This window comes from Mycobacterium sp. HM-7 (assembly GCF_053852335.1).
Genome location: NZ_CM132657.1, coordinates 4,864,023 through 4,884,605, shown reverse-complemented (window position 1 = coordinate 4,884,605; position 20,583 = coordinate 4,864,023). Strand labels below are relative to the sequence as shown.

General features: G+C 67.1%; 22 protein-coding genes and 2 pseudogenes. 21 read left to right on the top strand and 3 right to left on the bottom strand.

Annotation, left to right across the window (positions count from 1 at the left end):
• The first annotated feature begins 91 nt into the window (after positions 1-91).
• From mftE to mftG, 3 genes are read left to right on the top strand one after another with little or no spacing between them, the layout of a single operon-like run.
• Entirely contained in the window at positions 92-862 is a 771-nt protein-coding gene (gene mftE / locus ACWW1C_RS23535; protein WP_455984408.1) for a mycofactocin biosynthesis peptidyl-dipeptidase MftE, read from the top strand.
• Between the two features lie 13 nt (positions 863-875).
• Complete coding sequence (gene mftF, locus ACWW1C_RS23530) at positions 876-2,294, top strand: mycofactocin biosynthesis glycosyltransferase MftF (protein ID WP_455980509.1); 1,419 nt, start codon at positions 876-878, stop codon at positions 2,292-2,294.
• Positions 2,295-2,299: 5 nt separating this feature from the next.
• Positions 2,300-3,697, top strand: a complete 1,398-nt coding sequence (gene mftG / locus ACWW1C_RS23525; protein WP_455984407.1) for a mycofactocin dehydrogenase MftG — start codon at positions 2,300-2,302, stop codon at positions 3,695-3,697.
• Positions 3,698-3,766: 69 nt separating this feature from the next.
• Here the strand turns inward: mftG and ACWW1C_RS23520 are convergent, their stop codons facing one another.
• Positions 3,767-5,332 (bottom strand): MFS transporter, encoded by a 1,566-nt coding sequence (locus ACWW1C_RS23520; protein ID WP_455980508.1) that lies wholly within the window; start codon positions 5,330-5,332, stop codon positions 3,767-3,769.
• 83 nt (positions 5,333-5,415) lie between these two features.
• On the opposite strand from ACWW1C_RS23520, the gene ACWW1C_RS23515 reads away from it, so the two are divergent.
• The gene (locus tag ACWW1C_RS23515) at positions 5,416-6,057 is read left to right on the top strand and encodes a TetR/AcrR family transcriptional regulator (RefSeq protein WP_455980507.1); all 642 of its coding nucleotides are present in this window, start codon (positions 5,416-5,418) and stop codon (positions 6,055-6,057) included.
• Here the strand turns inward: ACWW1C_RS23515 and ACWW1C_RS23510 are convergent.
• A complete protein-coding gene (locus tag ACWW1C_RS23510) occupies positions 6,023-7,273 on the bottom strand; it encodes a cytochrome P450 (protein ID WP_455980506.1) in 1,251 nt (416 codons plus the stop codon). The genes ACWW1C_RS23515 and ACWW1C_RS23510 overlap by 35 nt on opposite strands.
• Positions 7,274-7,398: 125 nt before the next feature.
• Between ACWW1C_RS23510 and ACWW1C_RS23505 the strand changes: the two genes are divergently transcribed.
• Complete coding sequence (locus ACWW1C_RS23505; RefSeq protein WP_455980505.1) at positions 7,399-9,036, top strand: carboxylesterase/lipase family protein; 1,638 nt, start codon at positions 7,399-7,401, stop codon at positions 9,034-9,036.
• Between the two features lie 64 nt (positions 9,037-9,100).
• A complete protein-coding gene (locus ACWW1C_RS23500) occupies positions 9,101-9,454 on the top strand; it encodes a nuclear transport factor 2 family protein (protein WP_455980504.1) in 354 nt (117 codons plus the stop codon).
• Here the strand turns inward: ACWW1C_RS23500 and ACWW1C_RS23495 are convergent.
• Positions 9,451-9,924 carry a hotdog fold domain-containing protein gene (locus ACWW1C_RS23495; protein WP_455980503.1) on the bottom strand — a complete coding sequence of 158 codons (474 nt, stop codon included), beginning with the start codon at positions 9,922-9,924 and terminating at the stop codon, positions 9,451-9,453. The genes ACWW1C_RS23500 and ACWW1C_RS23495 overlap by 4 nt on opposite strands.
• A 606-nt stretch (positions 9,925-10,530) precedes the next feature.
• Here ACWW1C_RS23495 and rpsJ point away from each other — a divergent pair.
• The 15 genes and pseudogenes from rpsJ to ACWW1C_RS23420 all read left to right on the top strand — a co-directional run bounded on the left by rpsJ (position 10,531) and on the right by ACWW1C_RS23420 (position 20,583).
• Positions 10,531-10,836, top strand: a complete 306-nt coding sequence (gene rpsJ / locus ACWW1C_RS23490) for a 30S ribosomal protein S10 (protein ID WP_003883485.1) — start codon at positions 10,531-10,533, stop codon at positions 10,834-10,836.
• A 13-nt stretch (positions 10,837-10,849) separates the two neighbouring features.
• Complete coding sequence (rplC, locus tag ACWW1C_RS23485) at positions 10,850-11,503, top strand: 50S ribosomal protein L3 (protein ID WP_455980502.1); 654 nt, start codon at positions 10,850-10,852, stop codon at positions 11,501-11,503.
• A complete protein-coding gene (gene rplD, locus ACWW1C_RS23480; RefSeq protein ID WP_455980501.1) occupies positions 11,503-12,150 on the top strand; it encodes a 50S ribosomal protein L4 in 648 nt (215 codons plus the stop codon). Before rplC ends, rplD begins: the two co-directional genes overlap by 1 nt.
• Positions 12,150-12,452 (top strand): 50S ribosomal protein L23, encoded by a 303-nt coding sequence (rplW, locus tag ACWW1C_RS23475; RefSeq protein WP_029119743.1) that lies wholly within the window; start codon positions 12,150-12,152, stop codon positions 12,450-12,452. The genes rplD and rplW overlap by 1 nt, the downstream gene beginning before the upstream one ends.
• Positions 12,453-12,481: 29 nt before the next feature.
• Complete coding sequence (gene rplB, locus ACWW1C_RS23470) at positions 12,482-13,321, top strand: 50S ribosomal protein L2 (protein WP_455980500.1); 840 nt, start codon at positions 12,482-12,484, stop codon at positions 13,319-13,321.
• An 18-nt stretch (positions 13,322-13,339) separates the two neighbouring features.
• On the top strand, positions 13,340-13,621 hold the full coding sequence (gene rpsS, locus ACWW1C_RS23465) for a 30S ribosomal protein S19 (protein ID WP_043401734.1): 282 nt from the start codon (positions 13,340-13,342) through the stop codon (positions 13,619-13,621).
• A pseudogene (gene rplV / locus ACWW1C_RS23460) lies at positions 13,621-14,055 on the top strand (50S ribosomal protein L22); the annotation flags it as partial. The gene rpsS and the pseudogene rplV, both read left to right, overlap by 1 nt.
• 32 nt (positions 14,056-14,087) lie before the next feature.
• Positions 14,088-14,903: a 30S ribosomal protein S3 gene (rpsC, locus tag ACWW1C_RS23455; RefSeq protein WP_455980499.1), complete on the top strand. Its 816-nt coding sequence runs from the start codon at positions 14,088-14,090 to the stop codon at positions 14,901-14,903.
• Positions 14,904-14,905: 2 nt separating this feature from the next.
• The gene (gene rplP / locus ACWW1C_RS23450; RefSeq protein ID WP_020101406.1) at positions 14,906-15,322 is read left to right on the top strand and encodes a 50S ribosomal protein L16; all 417 of its coding nucleotides are present in this window, start codon (positions 14,906-14,908) and stop codon (positions 15,320-15,322) included.
• Positions 15,322-15,552 (top strand): 50S ribosomal protein L29, encoded by a 231-nt coding sequence (gene rpmC, locus ACWW1C_RS23445; RefSeq protein WP_455980498.1) that lies wholly within the window; start codon positions 15,322-15,324, stop codon positions 15,550-15,552. The genes rplP and rpmC overlap by 1 nt, the downstream gene beginning before the upstream one ends.
• A 2-nt stretch (positions 15,553-15,554) precedes the next feature.
• The gene (gene rpsQ / locus ACWW1C_RS23440; protein WP_020101408.1) at positions 15,555-15,851 is read left to right on the top strand and encodes a 30S ribosomal protein S17; all 297 of its coding nucleotides are present in this window, start codon (positions 15,555-15,557) and stop codon (positions 15,849-15,851) included.
• Between the two features lie 123 nt (positions 15,852-15,974).
• Positions 15,975-17,147, top strand: a pseudogene (locus ACWW1C_RS23435) (cytochrome c biogenesis protein/redoxin); the annotation flags it as partial.
• A gap of 30 nt (positions 17,148-17,177) precedes the next feature.
• Positions 17,178-17,741: a sigma-70 family RNA polymerase sigma factor gene (locus ACWW1C_RS23430; RefSeq protein WP_455980497.1), complete on the top strand. Its 564-nt coding sequence runs from the start codon at positions 17,178-17,180 to the stop codon at positions 17,739-17,741.
• Positions 17,738-18,424, top strand: a complete 687-nt coding sequence (locus ACWW1C_RS23425; protein WP_455980496.1) for an anti-sigma factor — start codon at positions 17,738-17,740, stop codon at positions 18,422-18,424. Before ACWW1C_RS23430 ends, ACWW1C_RS23425 begins: the two co-directional genes overlap by 4 nt.
• A gap of 254 nt (positions 18,425-18,678) precedes the next feature.
• Positions 18,679-20,583: a hypothetical protein gene (locus tag ACWW1C_RS23420; protein ID WP_455980495.1), complete on the top strand. Its 1,905-nt coding sequence runs from the start codon at positions 18,679-18,681 to the stop codon at positions 20,581-20,583.

Here is a 20,583-nt window from a genome sequence, read left to right as displayed (position 1 = left end):
GGTGCTGACGTGGCTGGCGTGATGGTCGCCGGGGTCTTGACAACCGCCGCCATTTGACCATTCGCTACGAATTGTTGCGTATACGGCAACAATTGGCGCACAACGGGCAAATTCGGCTTACCATCGGCGGGTGCCTTTTCCCAGCGAGCTCGGGAACTCGACGTCGAGGCAGTTGCAAGCCATGCGGCCTTCGTTGATCGTCCCACTTGGTTCCACCGAGCAGCATGGGCCGCACCTGCCGCTGGATACCGACACCCGGATCGCCGAGGCGGTGTCGCGGTCCGTGGCTGCGCAGCTGCGTGAGACGACGCCTGGCGCCGATCAGCCCACGTGGTTGGTCGCGTCTGCCATCAGCTACGGCGCGAGCGGCGAGCACGAGAGCTTTCCCGGCACCATCTCGATCGGGCTGGCCGCACTGGAACATCTGCTGGTCGAATTCGGGCGATCGGCCGGTAACTGGGCCGGTCGGATCGTGTTCGTCAACGGTCACGGTGGCAATGTGGCGGCGCTGACGGCGGCGACCACGCTGCTCCGGGCCGAGGGACGCGACGTGGCCTGGTGCCCCTGCACGGCCGCGGGTGCGGACGCCCACGCCGGCCATACCGAAACGTCTGTACTGCTGCACCTTTCACCGGCCGACGTCTGGGTCGACGAAAGCGTCGTCGGCAACACCGCGCCGTTGCGGGAGCTGTTACCTGCGCTGCGCAGCGGCGGAGTGGCGGCGGTCAGCCCGGTCGGGGTGCTGGGCGATCCGACGACTGCGACTGCGGCCGAGGGGTCCCGTATCTTTGCAGAAATGGTCGAAAGCTCCGTGCGCCGGATCGGCGCATGGCGGCCGAGCTCTGGGGGGATGCTCGCGTGACGGGGGTGGGACAGTGACTGGGCCGAGGCTGCCCGACGGCTTCGCCGTCCAAGTGGATCGCCGGGTCAAGGTGCTGGGTGAGGGCGCCGCGCTGCTCGGTGGTTCGCCGACGCGGTTGCTGCGCCTGGCTCCGGCGGCGCAGACCATGCTCGACCGCGGCCGGCTGGAGGTGCACGACGCCCAGAGCGCCCAACTGGCCCGCACTCTGCTCGATGCGACGGTGGCCCACCCGCGGCCCGCGACCGGTCCGTCGCACCTCGACGTCACCGTCGTTGTTCCGGTACGCGACAACGCAGTTGGCGTCACCCGGCTGGTGCGGTCGCTGCGCGGTATGCGCGTGGTGGTCGTCGACGATGGTTCCGTGGTGCCGTTGCAGGCCGCGGACTTCTGCGACCTGGCCGGCCACTGTGACGTCCGGGTCCTCCGGCACGACGTCAGCCGGGGCCCGGCGGCGGCGCGCAACACCGGACTGGCCGCCTGCGAGACCGACTTCGTGGCGTTCCTGGACTCGGACGTGGTGCCACGTCGCGGGTGGCTGGAAGCGCTGCTGGGGCACTTTTGCGACCCCGCGGTTGCCTTGGTCGCGCCGCGCATCGTCGGCCTCCATGAGCCCGACAATCTGATCGCGCGCTACGAGGCCGTGCGCTCGTCGCTCGACCTCGGCATGCGGGAAGCGCCGGTGGTGCCGTACGGCATGGTGGCCTACGTGCCGAGTGCGGCGATCGTCTGCCGGCGCGCGGCGCTGGACCAGGTGGGCGGTTTCGACGAGTCGCTGCAGTCCGGCGAGGACGTCGACCTGTGCTGGCGGTTCATCGAGGCCGGGGCCCGGCTGCGGTACGAACCGATTGCGCTGGTCGGCCACGATCACCGCACCGCATTGGGAGAGTGGTTCGCCCGCAAGGCCTTTTACGGTTCCTCGGCCGCGCCCCTGTCGGTGCGGCACCCGGGCAAGACCGCGCCGCTGGTGATCTCCGGCTGGACTCTGGTGGTCTGGGTGCTGCTGGGCATGGGCTCGGGGGTGGGCTACCTGGCCTCGACCATCGCCGCCGCCATCACCGGCCGGCGCATCGCGAACTCGTTGCGGTCGATCGATACCGAACCGCGCGAAGTCGCCGCGGTGGCCGCGCAGGGACTCTGGGCCGCGGCGCTGCAACTCGCCGCGGCGCTGTGCCGGCACTACTGGCCGGTGGCGCTGGTGCTGGCGGTGTGTTTCCGGCGTTGGCGGCAGGTGGTGCTGATCGCCGCGATCGTGGACGGCGTCGTCGACTGGGCTCGCCGCCACCACACGGTCGACGACAACACCCAGCGGGTGGGCCTGCTGGCCTACCTGCTGCTCAAGCGTCTCGATGACATCGCCTACGGTCTGGGGCTGTGGGGCGGCGTGGTGCGCGAGCGGCATCTGGGTGCGCTCAAGCCGCAGATCCGGACTTGATCCCGCTGCGCGATGACGTCCTGATCGTCGGGGCCGGTAGCGCCGGCTGTGTTCTGGCCGAGCGTCTTTCGGCCGATCCCGCCTGCCAGGTGACGCTGCTGGAGACGGGCGGGACGGTTCTCCCAGAGCCCGGCTGGGTGCTGCCCATCGGGATCGACAGCGTCGTGGCGCGGCAGCACCGCACGACGCTGACGCAGAATCCGGCACGGTCCGTGGACATCGTGCGGGGGCGGGTGCTGGGCGGGTCCGGGGCGATCAACGGTGGATACTTCTGCCGGGCCTGGCCCTCGGATTTCGAAGCTTGGGCGGTGCCGGGCTGGGTCTGGTCCGATGTCCTGCCGCACTATCGCGCCATCGAGACGGACCACGACTTCGGTGGTGCCGAACATGGATCGGCCGGCCCGGTGCCGGTGCGGCGTATCAGCGAATTCGCAGCATCCTCACAGGCTTTCCGTGATGCGGCCGCAGCCCGGTACCCGTGGATCGATGACCTCAACGTCGTGGCAGGGGCGCGGCCCGGCCTCGGTGCGGTGCCGCTCAACATCGACGACACCGGACACCGGCACGGACCCGGCGAGATCTATCTGACGGCCGCACGTGGCCGGGACAACCTGACGGTGCTGACCGGGACGCGTGCGCTGCGCGTGTTGTTCGACGGTGCCCGCGCGGTGGGGGTGCGGTGCCTCGGGCCCGACGGCACTGTGGATCACTATGCCGATCGGATTGTGTTGTGCGCCGGGGCAATTGAATCCGCGCACCTGTTGATGCTGTCCGGGATCGGCCCGGCCGGGCAGTTGCGGAATGTCGGTGTGCCGGTCGTGGCCGACCTGCCGGTGGGCGTTGCGTGCGCCGACCATCCGGAATGGGTGGTGCCCACCGTCTGGCCCGCGGCTCCCGGTCGGCCGCCGCTCGAATTGCTGCTCACCACTGAAGAATTGGAAATCCGGCCGTACACCTGGGGATTCGCGGCGATGACCGGCGGGGTCGCTGATGACCTGGATCCGGTGCATCTCGGTATCTCGCTGATGCGGCCGCGCGCGCAGGGCAGGGTCCTGCTGGTGTCGGACGATCCCGACGTGCGGCCCACCATCGAGCACCACTACGACGCCGACCCGGCCGATGCCGCCGCGCTGCAGGCCGGCCACGATCTGTGTCGCGACCTGTTCGGCGACGCCGTCGCCGACGGTGAGCCGGCCTGGACCACCGCGCAGCATCTGGCGGCCACTGCGCCGATGGGCAGCGACGGCGACGAGCGCGCGGTCCTGGATCCGCAGTGCCGGGTGCGCGGCGTCGACGGGTTGTGGGTGGCCGACGGCGCCGCGCTGCCCGGCATCACCGGCCGGGGCCCGCACGCGACGATCGTCATGCTGGCGCACCGGGCCGCACAGTTCATCCTGTCCTAGCCCCCCGGAGTGGCGGGTTGTTGCACACGGCATCGAAAACGCCTGTAAAAACTGACCTTTCGGTGGCTGTCATGTACGGTCGCGTCCGGGTGCCCAGATCGCGATCAGCACTCCGGCCACCGCGGTGATCGTCGCCAGTACCACCAGCGATGTCTGCATGGCGTGCAGGAACGCGACCCTGGACACCGCGACGAGCTGGTTGCCGAGCGGGCCCAGGTGGGGTGCGGCGGCCACCGCGCCGGCCAGTGAGCCGCGGCCGGCGTCGCGCACCGGGGGCGGGAAACCGGCCAGCGCGGGCACGATGTGCTTGGTGTAACCGGCTGCCAGGAGTGAGCCGGTCAGTGCGATGCCCAGAGCCGCACCCACTTCCCGAGTGGTGTCGTTCACCGCCGAGGCCACGCCCTGCTTGTCGTCGGGCACCGCCGTCATGATCACGGAAGTTGTTGGTGCGGTGAATAATCCGACTCCGGTGCTGATCACCAGAAGTGGCCACGCCACGTCCCAGTACGACGAGTCCACCCGCACCTGACACATGAGCAGCAGACCGGCCGACAGCAGCCACATGCCGGCGAACACCACCACGCGCAACCCCACTCTGGGCAGGTACCACGCCGACAACGGGGACAGGATCAGCAGGGGCACGGCGAGGGGCGTCAAGGCGAATGCGATGCCGAGGGGGCTGTATCCCATGACCAGTTGCATGAGCTGCATCGACAGATAGAAGAAGCCGAACAGCACCATGAACAACACCGTGATGGCGGCCGCGCCGGTACCGAACCGGCGATCGCGGAACAGCCGGACGTCCAGCAGCGGGTACCGGGAACGCATCTCGATGACCGCGAACACCGTCGCCAGGATGAGCCCGAGGGCGATGCCGCCCAATACGACCGGGTGGGTCCAGCCACGGTCCGGTGCCGCCAGGATGCCGTAGACGAGCGAGGCCACCGCCGCTGCGATGACGACGGCGCCAGTGACGTCCAACGGCCGGGCCTCCGCGTCACGGGAGCTTGTGATGGTCGTCGTCAGCGCCATGAGGACCAGGCCGGACGCGGTAAAGGCCCAGAAGATGGACTGCCAAGGCCAAAAGTGCAGCAGCACACCGGATCCGAGCATTCCGACCACTGCGCCGCAGCCGCAGATTCCGGCCCAGATGCCCACGGCCTTGGTGCGCTGGTCCGCCGGGTACGAGGCGGTGATCAGGGACAGGGTCGCGGGCATCATGAACGCGGCGCCGACGCCGGCCACGGCGCGGGCGGCGATGATGTGCACGGGCTCGGTGCTCAGCGCGGGAACGATCGAGGCCAGGGCGAAGATGGCCAGGCCGAACAGCAGCGCGCCGCGGCGGCCGTAGCGGTCGCCGATGGCCCCGGCCGGCAGCAGCAGGCAGGCCAGAACCAGCGTGTAGCTGTCGATGATCCAGGTCAGTTGGGTCTGGTTCGCCGAGGTTGCCATGGCGACGTCACCGAGTGCGGTGTTGAGCGCCACCATCGACGAAATCACCACCAGCACACTGCAACACGCCACGCAGAGGGTCCACGTCCGGCGATCCGCGGTGGGTGGGGTGGCGGTCGTGGGCGCGATTTCCGGGCAGGTGCTGGCGTCCGCCGGACTCACCGCGCTCGCCTTGTCGACCATGCGTCCACCTTCCGGTAGTTTTCAGACTGATGGTCTCCGAACGAGACTAACAGTCTCGTTTGTCATGGGGAGGTGATTCGGCGATGGCCGGCGAACACGGTGATCCCAGGCCGGCGCGCTCCCGGGCGCGCTTGTTGGAAGCGGCGACCGCATTGCTGCGCTCCGGTGGCCCGAGCGCCGTCACGGTCGACGCGGTGATCCGCGCGTCCAACGTCGCCCGGGCCACGCTCTATCGGCACTATCCCAGCGGAAATGACCTGCTGGCAGCGGCTTTTCACGCGCTCATCCCGCCGGCCCCGGTGCCGCTTGCCGAGGGGGACTTGCGCGACCGCTTGATCGCGCTCGTGCACGCGCAGGCGGAACTGATCGCCGAAGCGCCCGTCAGCCTGACCGCCATGTCGTGGCTGGCGCTCGGCGGCAACCTCGAACACGCGCCCTCTGGCGCGGCCGGGACCGAGAGCGCCGAGGTGCGCAACCTACGAGAGCGGGTGGCCGAGCAGTACGCCGTCCCGTTCGACGTCGTGCTCTCCAGTCCTCAAGCGGTAGCCGAAATCGGCGACGTCGACCGATTCCGTGCCACCGTGCTGCTCCTCGGCCCCATCGTGCTGGGCAAGCTCAGCACGCTGCCGAATTTCGACTACCACGAGATCGCCATCGCCGCCGTCGACGGATTCCTGGCGACCCACAGGATCAGCGGAGCGAATACCGAATCGGCAGGTGCTTGAAGCCGCCGACGAACGTCGTCGCGGAAAGCTCGGGGGTACCGGCCAGTTCGATCGAGTCCAGTCGGGAGAGCAGCTCGGTGAACAGGCTGTTCATCTCCATGCGGGCCAGCGCGGCACCCAGGCAGAAGTGCACGCCGTAACCGAACGCCAAGTGCTTGTTCGGTTCGCGGCCGATGTCGAACCGGAACGGATCGGTGAATATCTCCTCGTCGCGGTTACCGGAAACGTAAGCGAGATAGACGGATTCGCCTGCCGCGATCGGTACGCCGCGGACGACGGTATCGGCGGTGGCCGTGCGCATGAACTCCTTCACCGGTGTGCTCCACCGGATCATCTCCTCGACCGCGGTCGGCATCAGTTCCGGATTCGCCTTCAGGCGGGCCAGTTCACCCGGGTTCTGGATCAGCGCGTGCAGCCCACCGGAGATGGCGTCCTTGGTGGTGTCGTGGCCGGCGCTGGCCACGATCACGTAGTAGGACGCGGTGTCCATGTCGCTGAGCGGTTCGCCGTCGATCCGGCCGTTGGCGATCGCCGAGGCCAGGTCTTCGGTGGGGTTGGCGCGCCGGGATGCGGTCAGCGCGGCGAAGTACTGGAAGAAGTCGAGGAGCACGGCGAACAGCTCTTCAGGTGACTGGCCGCGGGAGTACTCCTCGTCGTCTCCGCCGAACATCTCCTGCGTGAGCGTGTGCATGCGGTCGTAGTCCTCCTCGGGCAATCCGAGCAGCGACATGATCACGTACAGGGGGAACTGGATCGCGATCTCCTCGACGAAGTCGCACTCCGGGCCGATGTCGCGCATCCGGTCCACATACCGCTTGGCCAGTTCGTCGACCCGGACCTTGAGGTCACGCATGGCTTTCGGCCGGAACCAGTCGGCACCGATGGCACGGACCTTGCGGTGGTGCGGGTCGTCCATGTGGATCAGGGTGCGCAGCCCCATCCCGGCTTCGGCCTGGGCTTTGAGCAGGTCCTCGGCGTCGGCCTGCATCAGCAGCGGACGCGGCTCGCTGACGAACAGGTTGTTGTCCCGTTCGATCGCCATGATGTCGGCGTGTTTGGTGATCGCCCAGAACGGCCGGTATGGCGGATTGTCAACCCAGGCAACGGGATTGGTGGATCGGAGGTGAGTCAGTGCGGTGTGCAACCGATTGTCGTCTGCGTAGGCGGTGGGATCGGCGAGGACCTTGGCGGCCTCGTCGGTGGTGGGTGCACTCATTGAACTCCTCACACGGGCACGAACTTGACAGCTGTCAAGTGGAGTGTAGGTCGTTCGGTGCCCGATGGGGAGGGGGTCGCCGGATCAATTTGTGAACTGCATTCGCCGGGCGGTCAGTACGCTGGGTGCTCGTGTCGTCCAGCCATCTGCGCAGACCGCTGCAGCGCGCTGCAGCGGTGGCTGCCGCGGTGCTGCTGGTGGCCGGCTGCGGCCTCGATCCCCACAGTGACGGTGCCACCGCCGCCGCACCGGATGCGGCGACGTCGGATCCGGCGCTGGTGCACACCGCGTCGGGCACTGTCCGCGGGACGGTCAATCCGGAACTTCGTTTTTTTGGTGGAATCCCCTATGCCGCACCTCCATTGGGCCCTCTCCGCTTCAGTCCGCCGGCCCCTGCACCCGCCTGGGACGGGGCGCGTGACGCGGCGAAACCTGGGGCGCGCTGCATCCAGGACCCCAAGGGCGACCTGGAGATGGGCCGCAACACCAGCGAAGACTGCCTGAACCTCAACGTGTGGACGCCGCCGGTGCGCTCGTCGGGTGACAGCCGTCCGGTGCTGGTGTGGCTGCACGGCGGCGGGTTCATCAACGGCTCCAGCAGCATCTACAACTCGACCCGGCTGACCTCCCGCGGCGACATCGTGGTGGTGACGGTCAACTACCGGCTCGGCGCACTGGGGTTCCTGGCGCATCCCGCGCTGGGCGCCGGACCGGACGTCGGCAACTACGGCCTGGCCGACCAGCAGGCGGCGCTGCGATGGGTGCGCGACAACATCGCCGCGTTCGGTGGTGACCCCGGCAAGGTGACCATCGCCGGCGAATCCGCCGGCGGGATGTCGGTGTGCGATCACCTCGTCGCTCCCGCGTCGGACGGCCTGTTCCGGGGCGCCATCATCGCCAGCGGGCCGTGCCAGGCGCAGGGTGCGCTACCTGAAGCCACCCGCGCCGGTCTGGCCTACGCCGATGCCGCGGGGTGCGGCGATCCGGCGGACGCGGCGGACTGCCTGCGCCGGCTGCCCGTGGACAAGTTGCGAAAACCGGTGTGGCACTATGGAATCGGCGAGAACATGCTGAGCGGACCGGTCAGTGGGACGACGCTGCTCCCGGTCGACCCCATGCGGGCCATGAGCACCGGCGCGGCCGCCCGGGTGCCGGTGATGATCGGTACCACCCGTGACGAGTTCACCCTCTTCGTGGCGCTGCAATATCTGCGCGCCGGCAAGCGATTCCACGCCGACGCCTATCCGCACCTGCTGCAGTCCACGTTCGGGGCCGACGCCGCCGCGGTGGCCGAGCAGTACCCGCTGAACCGCTACAACGGCAGCGCCGCCATCGCTTATTCGACCGCCGTGACCGACGGGGCATTCGCCTGCGTGGCCGACCGGATCGGTGACGCGCTGGTCGCCGATGCGCCGGTATATGGCTACGAGTTCGCCGATCCGGCCCCGCCGACGCCGGATCCGCTGCGCCAGTTGCCTTTCCCGGTCGGCGCCAGCCATTCACTCGACCTGCGCTACATCTTCAACATGGGCGGCGCGCCGCCGCCCATGCCGGCGCAGGTCGCCTTGTCGGATCAGATGATCGACTACTGGAGTTCGTTCGTCCGTGAGGGCAAGCCCAGCGCGGAGGGTGCACCGGACTGGCCGCCGTTGGCCGGCGGTGATCGTGACCCCCGAATGTCGCTGCGCCCCGACGGAAGTCGCGTGGTCACCGACTATGACCAGGTGCACCAGTGCGCGTTCTGGGCGGGTCTGCAGCACTGAGTACTCGGCGTACTGGCGGAAATCACTTGCCGACGTCGTCCCGGGTCGACTTCGATGGGTCGGCATGACGATTCCCGATGCCGACCGATTCGCGCGCGACTGGTGCCAAGCGTGGAACGCCCACGACGTCGAGGCAGTGCTCGCGCATTTCCACGACGACGTCGTCTTCACCTCACCGGTCGCGGCGCGGGTGGTACCGGAGTCCGGGGGAGTGGTGCGGGGCAAAGACGCGCTGCGGCGGTATTGGACCACTGCGCTGGCGGCGCTGCCCGAACTGCACTTCGAGATAGTGGCGACCTATGCCGGAACGCAGGCCCTCGTCATCAATTACCGCAACCACCGCGGACAGTTGGTCAACGAGGTACTGATCTTCGACGGCGATCTGGTCCGCGAAGGTCACGGCACCTACCTGGACTAGGCGGGCGTCACCCACGTCGTGATGTCGGCGTGCACGACCTCCTCGCCCGAGGCGTCGACCACCGAGACCGATACCACCACGTCGGTGCCTCTGGTCAGGGCATCGAAGTCGGGGACGTCGACGCGCGCGTGCGCTCGCAGTGAGGTGGTGGCCTTCGCGAGGTACTGCACGTTCATGGCCTTGGGGATCCAGCGGTGGGTCGTCGGCACTGTCGCTTCCATCGCCATGCCCATGGCGGCCTCCGCGGCGTTGCACGACGCGATCGCGTGCACGGTGTGCAGGTGGTTATAGATGAAGAACCATTTCGGGATCGCCACCTCGGCGTAGCCCGGCTCCATCGTCACCACGCGGGGCAGGACCGACGCGAAGTACGGCACCCGCACCATTGCGGCGGCCGAGAACATCAGGCTGCCGCCGGGCCGTCCGGAGAGCTGCTTCCAGGCGCGGTAGGTGGGGCTCAGTGTCGACATGGCTCTACCTTACTTGGAAGTAAGTTCGGTGCCGACGCTGATTCTGTGGCCTCGGGTGTCCGTCACTCGCACTTTTCCGCCGTAGCCGCAGGCTCAACGCGGCCGACGCCCAGGCAGTGTTGACTCTGTAACCCGGGCACACCCCACTCGCGCTTTTGCGCCGCCATGGCAGGCTCATCGGGGCACCCCGGTTGACTCTGTCACCAAGGCGCGATCGACTCGGATATCTGCGCCTGTGCGACAGAATCAATGCAAGATCGCCGCAGGACCGGCGGCAGAACCCGGGCGCGCCGAACGGCTCCGCAGCGGATTTGGAGCGAGCCCGGATCTGGGGCATACTGTTCGGGTTGCCTTGCGCCGGGTTCGCCCGCTGCGGGCATACGACCGGCGCCCATCACGGGCGCATCCGGTCCCAGCATCGCCCGAGATGGAATTTCCAGCGCGGACGACTGTGCGCAAAGGCGACACGCCCGAGCGCGGGGGTCGGTGAACCACAGAAACGTAAAGAGCGGCGGCATAGCCAGCGCGCGTCATACGGGTATCCCGGGGCGTGCGTATTGAAGACCAGGCCCGAGCACGGGCCCGTGACAGTTAGGTAGGAGAAGCGTGGCGGGACAGAAGATCCGCATCAGGCTCAAGGCCTACGACCACGAGGCGATTGACGCCTCTGCGCGCAAGATCGTTGAGACGGTCACCCGTACGGGAGCAAGCGTGGTCGGCCCGGTGCCGCTGCCGACCGAGAAGAACGTGTACTGCGTTATCCGGTCTCCCCATAAGTACAAGGACTCGCGGGAGCATTTCGAAATGCGTACCCACAAGCGCCTTATCGACATCCTCGACCCGACGCCGAAGACCGTTGACGCCTTGATGCGCATCGATCTGCCGGCGAGCGTCGACGTCAACATCCAGTAGGAGACCCAGAAAAATGGCACGCAAAGGCATTTTGGGCACCAAGCTGGGCATGACGCAGGTGTTCGACGAGAACAACAAAGTCGTCCCGGTCACGGTCGTGAAGGCCGGCCCCAACGTGGTGACCCGCATCCGCACCACCGAGCGTGACGGCTACAGCGCCGTTCAGCTCGCCTACGGCGAGATCAGCCCGCGCAAGGTGAACAAGCCGGTCACCGGTCAGTTCGCCGCGGCAGGCGTCAACCCGCGCCGGCACCTGGCCGAGCTTCGTCTCGAGGACGAGTCCGCCGCTGCTGAGTACGAGGTCGGCCAGGAGCTGACCGCCGAGATCTTCGCCGACGGCGCGTACGTCGACGTGACCGGCACCAGCAAGGGCAAGGGCTTCGCCGGCACGATGAAGCGTCACGGCTTCAAGGGCCAGGGCGCCGCGCACGGCGCTCAGGCTGTGCACCGTCGTCCCGGCTCGATCGGTGGCTGTGCCACCCCGGGCCGTGTCTTCAAGGGCACCCGCATGTCCGGCCGTATGGGTAGTGACCGCGTCACCACCCAGAACCTGAAGGTTCACAAGGTCGATGCCGAGAACGGTGTGTTGCTCATCAAGGGCGCCATCCCGGGCCGCAACGGTGGACTGGTGGTTGTCCGCACCGCAGTTAAGCGAGGCGAGAAGTAATGACTCTCAAGATTGACGTCAAGACCCCGGACGGCAAGAAGGACGGCTCTGTCGAGCTGCCCGCCGCGCTGTTCGACGTCGAGCCCAACATCGCGCTGATGCACCAGGTGGTGACGGCCCAGCTGGCCGCCGCTCGCCAGGGCACCCACGCCACCAAGACCCGGGCCATGGTGTCCGGTGGTGGCAAGAAGCCGTACCGCCAGAAGGGCACCGGCCGCGCCCGCCAGGGTTCGACCCGCGCCCCGCAGTTCACCGGTGGTGGTGTCGTCCACGGCCCGCAGCCGCGTGACTACAGCCAGCGGACCCCGAAGAAGATGATCGCCGCTGCCCTGCGCAGCGCGCTGTCGGACCGGGCCCGCAACGAGCGCATCCACGCGATCACCGAACTGGTGGCCGGTCAGAACCCGTCGACCAAGAGCGCCAAGTCGTTCCTGTCGTCGCTGACCGAAAACAAGAAGGTGCTCGTCGTGATCGGCCGCAGCGATGTGGTCGGCGCCAAGAGCGTCCGCAATCTGCCTGGCGTGCACGTGATTTCGCCGGATCAGCTGAACACCTACGACGTGCTGCACGCCGATGACCTGGTGTTCAGCGTCGAGGCCCTCAACGCGTACATCGAGGCCAACACGAAAGAGGAGGTGTCGGCCTGATGGCAACCGTGACTGATCCTCGCGACATCATCCTGGCCCCGGTCATCTCGGAGAAGTCCTATGGACTCATCGAGGACAACACGTACACGTTCATCGTGGCGCCGGAGTCCAACAAGACGCAGATCAAGATCGCTATCGAGAAGATCTTCGACGTGAAGGTCGACTCGGTGAACACCGCGAACCGGAAGGGCAAGCGCAAGCGCACCCGCACCGGTTACGGCCAGCGCAAGAGCACCAAGCGCGCGATCGTGACCCTGTCCGCCGGCAGCAAGCCGATCGAACTGTTCGGAGCTCCGGCCTGATCGGCCGGGAGTTAAGGGATTAACTGATAATGGGAATTCGCAAGTACAAGCCGACGACCCCGGGTCGTCGCGGTTCGAGCGTCTCCGACTTCGCCGAGATCACTCGTTCGACTCCGGAGAAGTCGCTGATCCGCCCGCTGCACAGCACTGGTGGTCGTAACGCGCACGGTCGCATCACGACTCGTCACAAGGGTGGCGGTCACAAGCGTGCCTACCGCGTCATCGACTTCCGTCGCCATGACAAGGACGGCATCAACGCCAAGGTCGCGCACATCGAGTACGACCCCAACCGCACCGCGAACATCGCGCTGCTGCATTTCGTGGACGGCGAGAAGCGCTACATCCTCGCCCCCAAGGATCTGAAGCAGGGCGACGTCATCGAGCAGGGGCCGAACGCCGACATCAAGCCGGGTAACAACCTGCCGATGCGCAACATCCCCGCCGGTACCGTCATCCACGCTGTGGAGCTGCGTCCGGGCGGCGGCGCCAAGCTGGCCCGCTCGGCCGGTGTCAGCATCCAGCTGCTCGGTAAGGAAGGCGCCTACGCCACGCTGCGTATGCCGTCCGGTGAAATCCGTCGCGTCGACGTGCGCTGCCGCGCCACCGTCGGCGAGGTCGGCAACGCCGAGCAGGCGAACATCAACTGGGGTAAGGCCGGCCGTATGCGGTGGAAGGGCAAGCGCCCGACCGTCCGTGGTGTCGTGATGAACCCGGTTGACCACCCGCACGGTGGTGGTGAGGGTAAGACCTCCGGTGGTCGCCACCCGGTCAGCCCGTGGGGCAAGCCCGAGGGCCGCACCCGTAAGCCGAACAAGCCGAGCGACAAGCTCATCGTCCGCCGCCGGCGCACCGGCAAGAACAAGCGCTAGGCCGGAAAGGAATAGACGATGCCTCGTAGCCTCAAAAAGGGTCCGTTCGTCGACGACCATCTGTTGAAGAAGGTCGACGTCCAGAACGAGAAGAACACCAAGCAGGTCATCAAGACCTGGTCCCGTCGGTCGACCATCATCCCCGACTTCATCGGTCACACCTTCGCCGTCCACGACGGTCGCAAGCACGTGCCGGTGTTCGTCAGCGAAGCGATGGTTGGGCACAAGCTCGGCGAGTTCGCCCCGACGCGGACCTTCAAGGGTCACATCAAGGACGACCGGAAGAGCAAGCGCCGCTAATGACTACCGTTACTGAATACCCGTCCGCGAGCGCCAAAGCGCGCTTCGTGCGTGTGTCGGCGAGCAAGGCCCGCCGGGTCATCGACCTGGTCCGCGGCAAGAGCGTCGAAGAGGCGCTCGACATCCTGCGGTGGGCACCGCAGGCTGCCAGCGAGCCGGTCGCCAAGGTGATCGCCAGCGCTGCCGCCAACGCGCAGAACAACGAGGGCCTGGACCCGACGACCCTCGTGGTCGCCACGGTCTTCGCCGACGAGGGCCCGACTGCCAAGCGCATCCGGCCGCGCGCCCAGGGGCGTGCGTACCGAATCCGCAAGCGCACCAGCCACATCACCGTGGTCGTCGAGAGCCGTCCGGCGAAGGACAAGGGTGCCAAGGCAGCCACGTCTGCCGGTGCTTCTCGCGCCCGTCGTGCGCAGGGTAGCAAGGCTGCCTCTGCGAAGACCGAGACGAAGGGAGGCTCGGAGTAGTGGGCCAGAAAATCAACCCGCACGGCTTCCGCCTCGGTATCACCACCGAATGGAAGTCCCGTTGGTACGCCGACAAGCAGTACGCGGACTACGTCAAGGAAGACGTCGCCATCCGTAAGCTGCTGGCCACCGGCCTGGAGCGCGCCGGCATCGCCGACGTGCAGATCGAGCGCACGCGTGACCGCGTCCGGGTGGACATCCACACCGCACGTCCGGGCATCGTCATCGGTCGCCGTGGCACCGAGGCCGACCGCATCCGCACCGACCTGGAGAAGCTGACCGGCAAGCAGGTTCAGCTGAACATCCTCGAGGTCAAGAGCCCCGAGGGCGTCGCCCAGTTGGTGGCGCAGGGCGTTGCCGAGCAGCTGAGCAACCGTGTCGCGTTCCGTCGCGCCATGCGCAAGGCCATCCAGTCGGCCATGCGCCAGCCCAACGTCAAGGGCATCCGGGTGCAGTGCTCGGGCCGCCTCGGCGGTGCTGAGATGAGCCGTTCGGAGTTCTACCGCGAAGGTCGCGTGCCGCTTCACACGCTGCGCGCCGACATCGATTACGGCCTGTACGAGGCCAAGACCACATTCGGCCGTATCGGCGTGAAGGTGTGGATCTACAAGGGCGACATCGTCGGTGGCAAGCGTGAGCTCGCCGCTGCCGCTCCCGCCGCCGACCGTCCCCGTCGGGATCGTCCGTCCGGTACCCGTCCGCGTCGCAGCGGTTCGTCGGGTACCACCGCGACGAGCACCGAGGCCGGCCGCGCTGTGGACGTCGCTGTTGAGGCTCCCGCTGCCGACGCGCCTTCGGAAGCAACGGAGAGCTAATCATGCTGATTCCCCGCAAGGTCAAGCACCGCAAGCAGCACCACCCGGAGCAGCGTGGCATCGCCAGCGGCGGCACCTCGGTGAGCTTCGGTGACTATGGCATCCAGGCCCTCGGCCACGCCTACATCACCAACCGGCAGATCGAGTCCGCTCGTATCGCCATCAACCGGCACATCAAGCGTGGCGGCAAGGTCTGGATCAACATCTTCCCGGACCGCCCGCTGACCAAGAAGCCTGCCGAAACCCGCATGGGTTCCGGTAAGGGTTCGCCGGAGTGGTGGGTCGCCAACGTCAAGCCGGGTCGCGTGCTCTTCGAGCTCAGCTACCCCGACGAGAAGATCGCTCGTGAGGCGCTCACCCGCGCCATCCACAAGCTGCCCATCAAGGCTCGGATCGTCACCCGAGAGGAGCAGTTCTGATGTCAGTTGGAACCTCGCCCGGTGAGCTCCGCGAGCTGACCGAGGAAGAGCTGACCACCCGTCTGCGTGAGTCGAAGGAAGAGCTGTTCAACCTTCGTTTCCAGATGGCCACCGGTCAGCTGTCGAACAACCGCCGGCTGCGCACCGTGCGGCAGGAGATCGCGCGGGTCTACACGATCCTGCGTGAACGCGAGTTGGGCCTGGCGTCCGGGCCGGTTGGTAAGGATTAGTCATGGCAGAAACTAAAGGCCCCAAGCACACGCCGGCCACCGAGACCGAGCGCGGCAGTCGCAAGACCGCCATCGGTTACGTGGTGTCCGACAAGATGGAAAAGACCATCGTGGTCGAGCTGGAATCCCGCAAGAGCCACCCGCTCTACGGGAAGATCATCCGGACCACCACGAAGGTCAAGGCGCACGACGAGAACGGCGATGCCGGTATCGGCGACCGCGTCTCGCTGATGGAGACCCGCCCGCTGTCGGCCACCAAGCGCTGGCGTCTGGTCGAGGTGTTGGAAAAAGCGAAGTAGCGAAGGCTCCTTCTACTTACCTAGAACTGCCCCTCTTCTTCGGAAGAGGGGCAGTTCTGCGTTCGGCGGGAAATTCCTACGTCGCAATCCAATCCGGATCGACACCGGCTCCGAATATGGGGCATGTACACACTCGTCCTCATCGGATTTCTCGGCGGACTGATCACGGGCATCTCACCGTGCATCCTGCCGGTCCTGCCCGTGGTTCTGTTCTCCGGCACCAGCCGCGAGCCCTACCGGGTGATCGCCGGACTGGTCCTGAGCTTCAGCGTGGTGACGCTGCTCGGGGCCGTCGTGCTGCAGCAGTTGCACCTGCCGGCAGACCTCATCCGGTGGGTCGGCCTGTTGGCGCTCACGGCCGTCGGCGTCGGCTTGATCTTCCCGCGCGTCGAGCGGCTGCTGGAAGCGCCGTTCGCGCGCCTGCCGCAACGGGACATCGTCGGTAGCCGAAAGGGTTTCGGACTCGGGCTGGCGTTGGGTGTGCTCTACGCGCCGTGCGCCGGACCCGTGCTCGCCGCGATCGTGGTGGCCGGGGCGACCGGCCATGTCGGGCTGGACACCGTCGCATTGACCGCGGCGTTCGCGGTCGGCACCGCGCTGCCGCTGCTGCTTTTCGCCGTGGGCGGGCAGCGAGTTGCCGAGCGGGTCAAGGCTTTTCAGCAGCGGCAGCGGCAGGTTCGGATTGCCGCCGGGGTGGTCACGCTGGTGGCCGCGGTGGCGCTGGCGCTGAACCTGCCCGCCGCGGTGCAAAGGAAGATCCCCGACTACACCGCGACGTTGCAGGCGCGCATCGCGCCGGCCGGTGTCGGCTTGTCGAGTTGCGCTGAGGGCGCGAGCGTCCTGCAGGACTGCGGCACCGCACCGGACATCGTCGGCATCGACAGCTGGTTCAACACGCCCGGTGACGCACCGCTCGATTTGAAAGCGTTGCGCGGCAAGGTGGTTCTCGTCGACTTCTGGACCTACACCTGCATCAACTGCCAACGCGCGATCGAGCACGTCACCGGTTGGTATGACCGGTACAAGGAGCAGGGCTTCACCGTGATCGGCGTGCACACGCCGGAGTACCAGTTCGAGCATGAGCGATCCGGTGTGATCAAGGGCGCGGCCGACCTGCACATCAAATACCCCGTCGCGCTGGACAACTCGTATGACAGCTGGCACAACTACCAAAATCAGTACTGGCCGGCGAGCTATCTGATCGATGCCACCGGCGTCGTCCGGCACCTCAAGTTCGGCGAAGGCGACTACGACGTGACCGAAGGCATGATCCGGGAGCTGCTGGCCCAGGCGAAGCACTGACCGATGCGGTTAGGCTGCTCGACGATGGCCCCGTCGTCTGAGCGAACTCCGGATCTCGGCGCCCTGTTGCGCCGCGTTGCCGACGGGGACGCCGACGCGTTCGCGTCGTTCTACGACGTGACCTGTGCCCGCGTCTTCGGATTGGTACTGCGGGTCCTGCGGGACCCCGGCTACAGCGAGGAGACGACGCAGGAGGTGTACGCGCAGGTGTGGCGCTCTGCCGCCGGGTTCGATCCCGCCGAGGGGTCGGCACTGGCCTGGGTGATGACACTGGCGCACCGGCGGGCCGTCGACCGGGTGCGCGCGGAGGTTGCGAGCAGTCGCCGCGAAAGTGTTTATGGGGCAATGCATATCGATCCGGCGGTGGATGTTGTGGCCGACACGGCCGTGCTGCGTGACGAACACCGCCGGGTGGTGGGTTGCCTCGATGCGCTCACCGACACGCAGCGTCAGGCGATCGAGTTGGCGTACTACGACGGTCTGACCTACGCGCAGGTGTCCGAGCGGCTGGCCGCGAGCCTCGGCACCGTGAAAACGCGGATGCGGGACGGGCTGCGCAAACTCCGTGATTGTCTGGGTGGGTTATGAGCGAACCGTCGGATTTCGAGCTGTTGGACATGGTGGTGCCCTACGCCATGGACGCCGTTTCCGATGCCGAGCGTGCCGATATCGAACAGCAGCTGGCCCGGGCTCCGGGACCTGTCGCCGCGGCGTTCCGGGCGCAGGTGACGGAGGTCCGGGAGACGCTGGCGGAACTGTCCGCGACGACGGCTGTCGCGCCACGCGCCGTGGTTCGCGATCGGAGCCTGGCTGTCAGCCGTACTCCGCTTCGCGAAACCCGTTGGCGTAAAGTCGTTCTGGCGGCGGCAGCCGTGGTTGTTGTCGGGGGCGGCGCGTTCGTGGCGGGCTGGATGTTGCGCCCACCACCCGCGCCGCCGGTCGCCGAACAGGTGATGACCGCGCCCGACGTGCGCAGCGTGTCCACGGGCCTGCGCGCCGGTGGGACGGCGACGGTCGTCTATTCGCGGGAACGTGGTGACGGGATGGTGGTGTTCGACGGGGCTGCCCCGCCCCCGCCAGGAATGGCCTACCAGGTGTGGTTGATGAAGGACGGTGTCGCGGTTCCCTCCGGGGCGGCGATCACAGATGCACGCACGGTGATGGTTTCGGATATCGGGCGGGCCACGGCGCTGGGCTTGACGGTTGAGCCCGTGGGGCGGGCGGGAGGTTCGTCGCCTGGCGACATGGTCGGCCGGGTGATGCTGCCCTGAGATGGAAGCGCAGTCCAGTTATTTTTCGGACAGTCGCGAAACTGTTCGTCAGCTGCCAAAAATAGGCCGTATTGCGTCTGACCGCGAAGGAAATTGATCTCTCACCCGATTCGGGTGAGGTCATCGAGTTGTTCTCGGCGATTTCGGTTTGCGTGGCGATTACACCGGATCGTCCGTATTCGGCTGCGCCCAACGAATACTCTCCAGTCATGAATTCGTTGCGGATTCGTTTGTCGGGGGCTCTCGTAAGCGGCATGTCGGTATTGGCTCTGGGTTTCGGTGGGGTAGGAGCTGTCCAGGCTGCTCCGGACGTGGCGCCTGTCGGCGCCACGGGCTCGGGAAGTTTGAGCCTGGAGTCGCTCGGCTTGGGTTCGTCGCTGGGCTTCTACGGCCTGCAAGCCGAGACCACGCTGTCGATCCCGGTTCCCGTGGGGTTGGCGCCGATGGCGCTGACGGCGGCGGTGGACGTGCCGCCCTACATCCAGCGTGGTGCGGTCACCGTGATCCAGGACGACCGGACCATATCTCGCACCGACTTGCCGCCGGACCGAGGCAGCGTCACGATTCCCCTCGCCGGTGCGCAGATCGTCGACAACTCACTGACCGTTCGGTTGCGCGTCAACCTCATCCCGGTTCTCGACAATTGCGTCTACGACCCGGCAAATCCTTTGCGGCTCAGCACGGTCGCGGTGTCGTTCAGCGGTGTCGAATCCGTTCCTGCCACCGTGGCGGAGTTCCTACCGCCGATCTTGCACCGGCTGACCATCTTTCTTCCGGGTACACCGTCGCCGACTGAGTCAGATGCCGCCATCAAGCTCGCGACTTCCGTTGTGGCGCACTACGGTTCGCAAAATGTCGCCGTCGTGGTCGCGGCGCTCGATGGTGCCACTGTTCCGCCGCCGCCCGCAGCGGCCTTCGAGCGGCAGGTGGTCATCCGGGAGAGCCAGGCTCCGTCGGTGGCGCTGCAGCCCGTGGCAGGCATGCCGTCCCTGCTGATCACCGGGCCCGCCGGAGCGATCGCCGATCAAGTGCGACTACTCAGCAGCAACCTCTCGCGATTGGCGCTGGCCTCGAAAGCTGTTGCCGGACCGCTGGCCACGGTCGCCCAACTGCCGACGAACCTCACCACAATCCGGGAGCTGGGGCAGCCGGGTGTGAACGCGACGGCACTGATCAACCCCAGGGTCACCATCCCGCTGGATCAGACTCGTCTCGGCCGGATCGCGCGTGGACTGCGGGTGCACTTGGAGGGTTCCTACACGCCGTTGCCGTCGACGGTTGGTGGGCAGGTCACGGTGAAGGTGGGCGACGACACGTTGACGCGGTGGCCCACTGATTCGTCCGGCGCGATCGACCGCTGGGTCGACGTGCCGGACCGGTTGGTGACCCGGTTCACCAACCTCGACGTCGCCGTCGAAGCTGCCGGAAATACCGGGCGCTGTGGTGAATTCCAGCCGATCACCCTGACCATTGACGGCGCCACCGAGGTGCAGAGCCAGTTGGCCGACCCGCCGTCTCCGCTCGGGTTTCAGGCATTGCCGCAAGCTCTGATGCCGAAGGTGCTCATCGGGATGAAGGGGCCCAACGCATTTGCCGACACGACACGCGCGGTCGGCATCATGACGGGGCTGCAGCATGTGAGCCAACGTCCCCTGGACTCCGAGGTGGTGCCGTTCGACCGTGCGTCAGGCGCACGGTTGCCCGCCGTACTGATCTCCGCCGACGGCTGGGACCGCAAGGACATCACCTTGCCGGTCGCTGCCGGCGCTACCGGTCCGTTGACCATTGCCGGCAGTGACGGCAAGGGCGGCGCCGCCACCTTGACGCTGGAGCCTGCGCAACCGTTCGGTTCGCTGCAGACGTTGTACAGCGGCGGTCGCGTTCTGCTGGTCGCCACGTCGAACGGCAGTACGGCTCAATTGGATTCGTTGCTCGGCTGGCTCGGCAGCGATGTTCGGCGCTGGCGCGATCTCGACGGTACTGCAGTCGTGGCCATGCCGGGCCACCCACCAGTGGTGGTCAAGACGGACACCGGACTGCCGGCGGATGAGCGCGGCGGGCTACCCGCCTGGGTGCCGTGGCTGGGCGGGGGAGTGGTCGTCGTGCTCGTCGGGGCGGCGGCGCTGACGGTACTGCGCCGGCGGAAGGCGGCCCGCTGA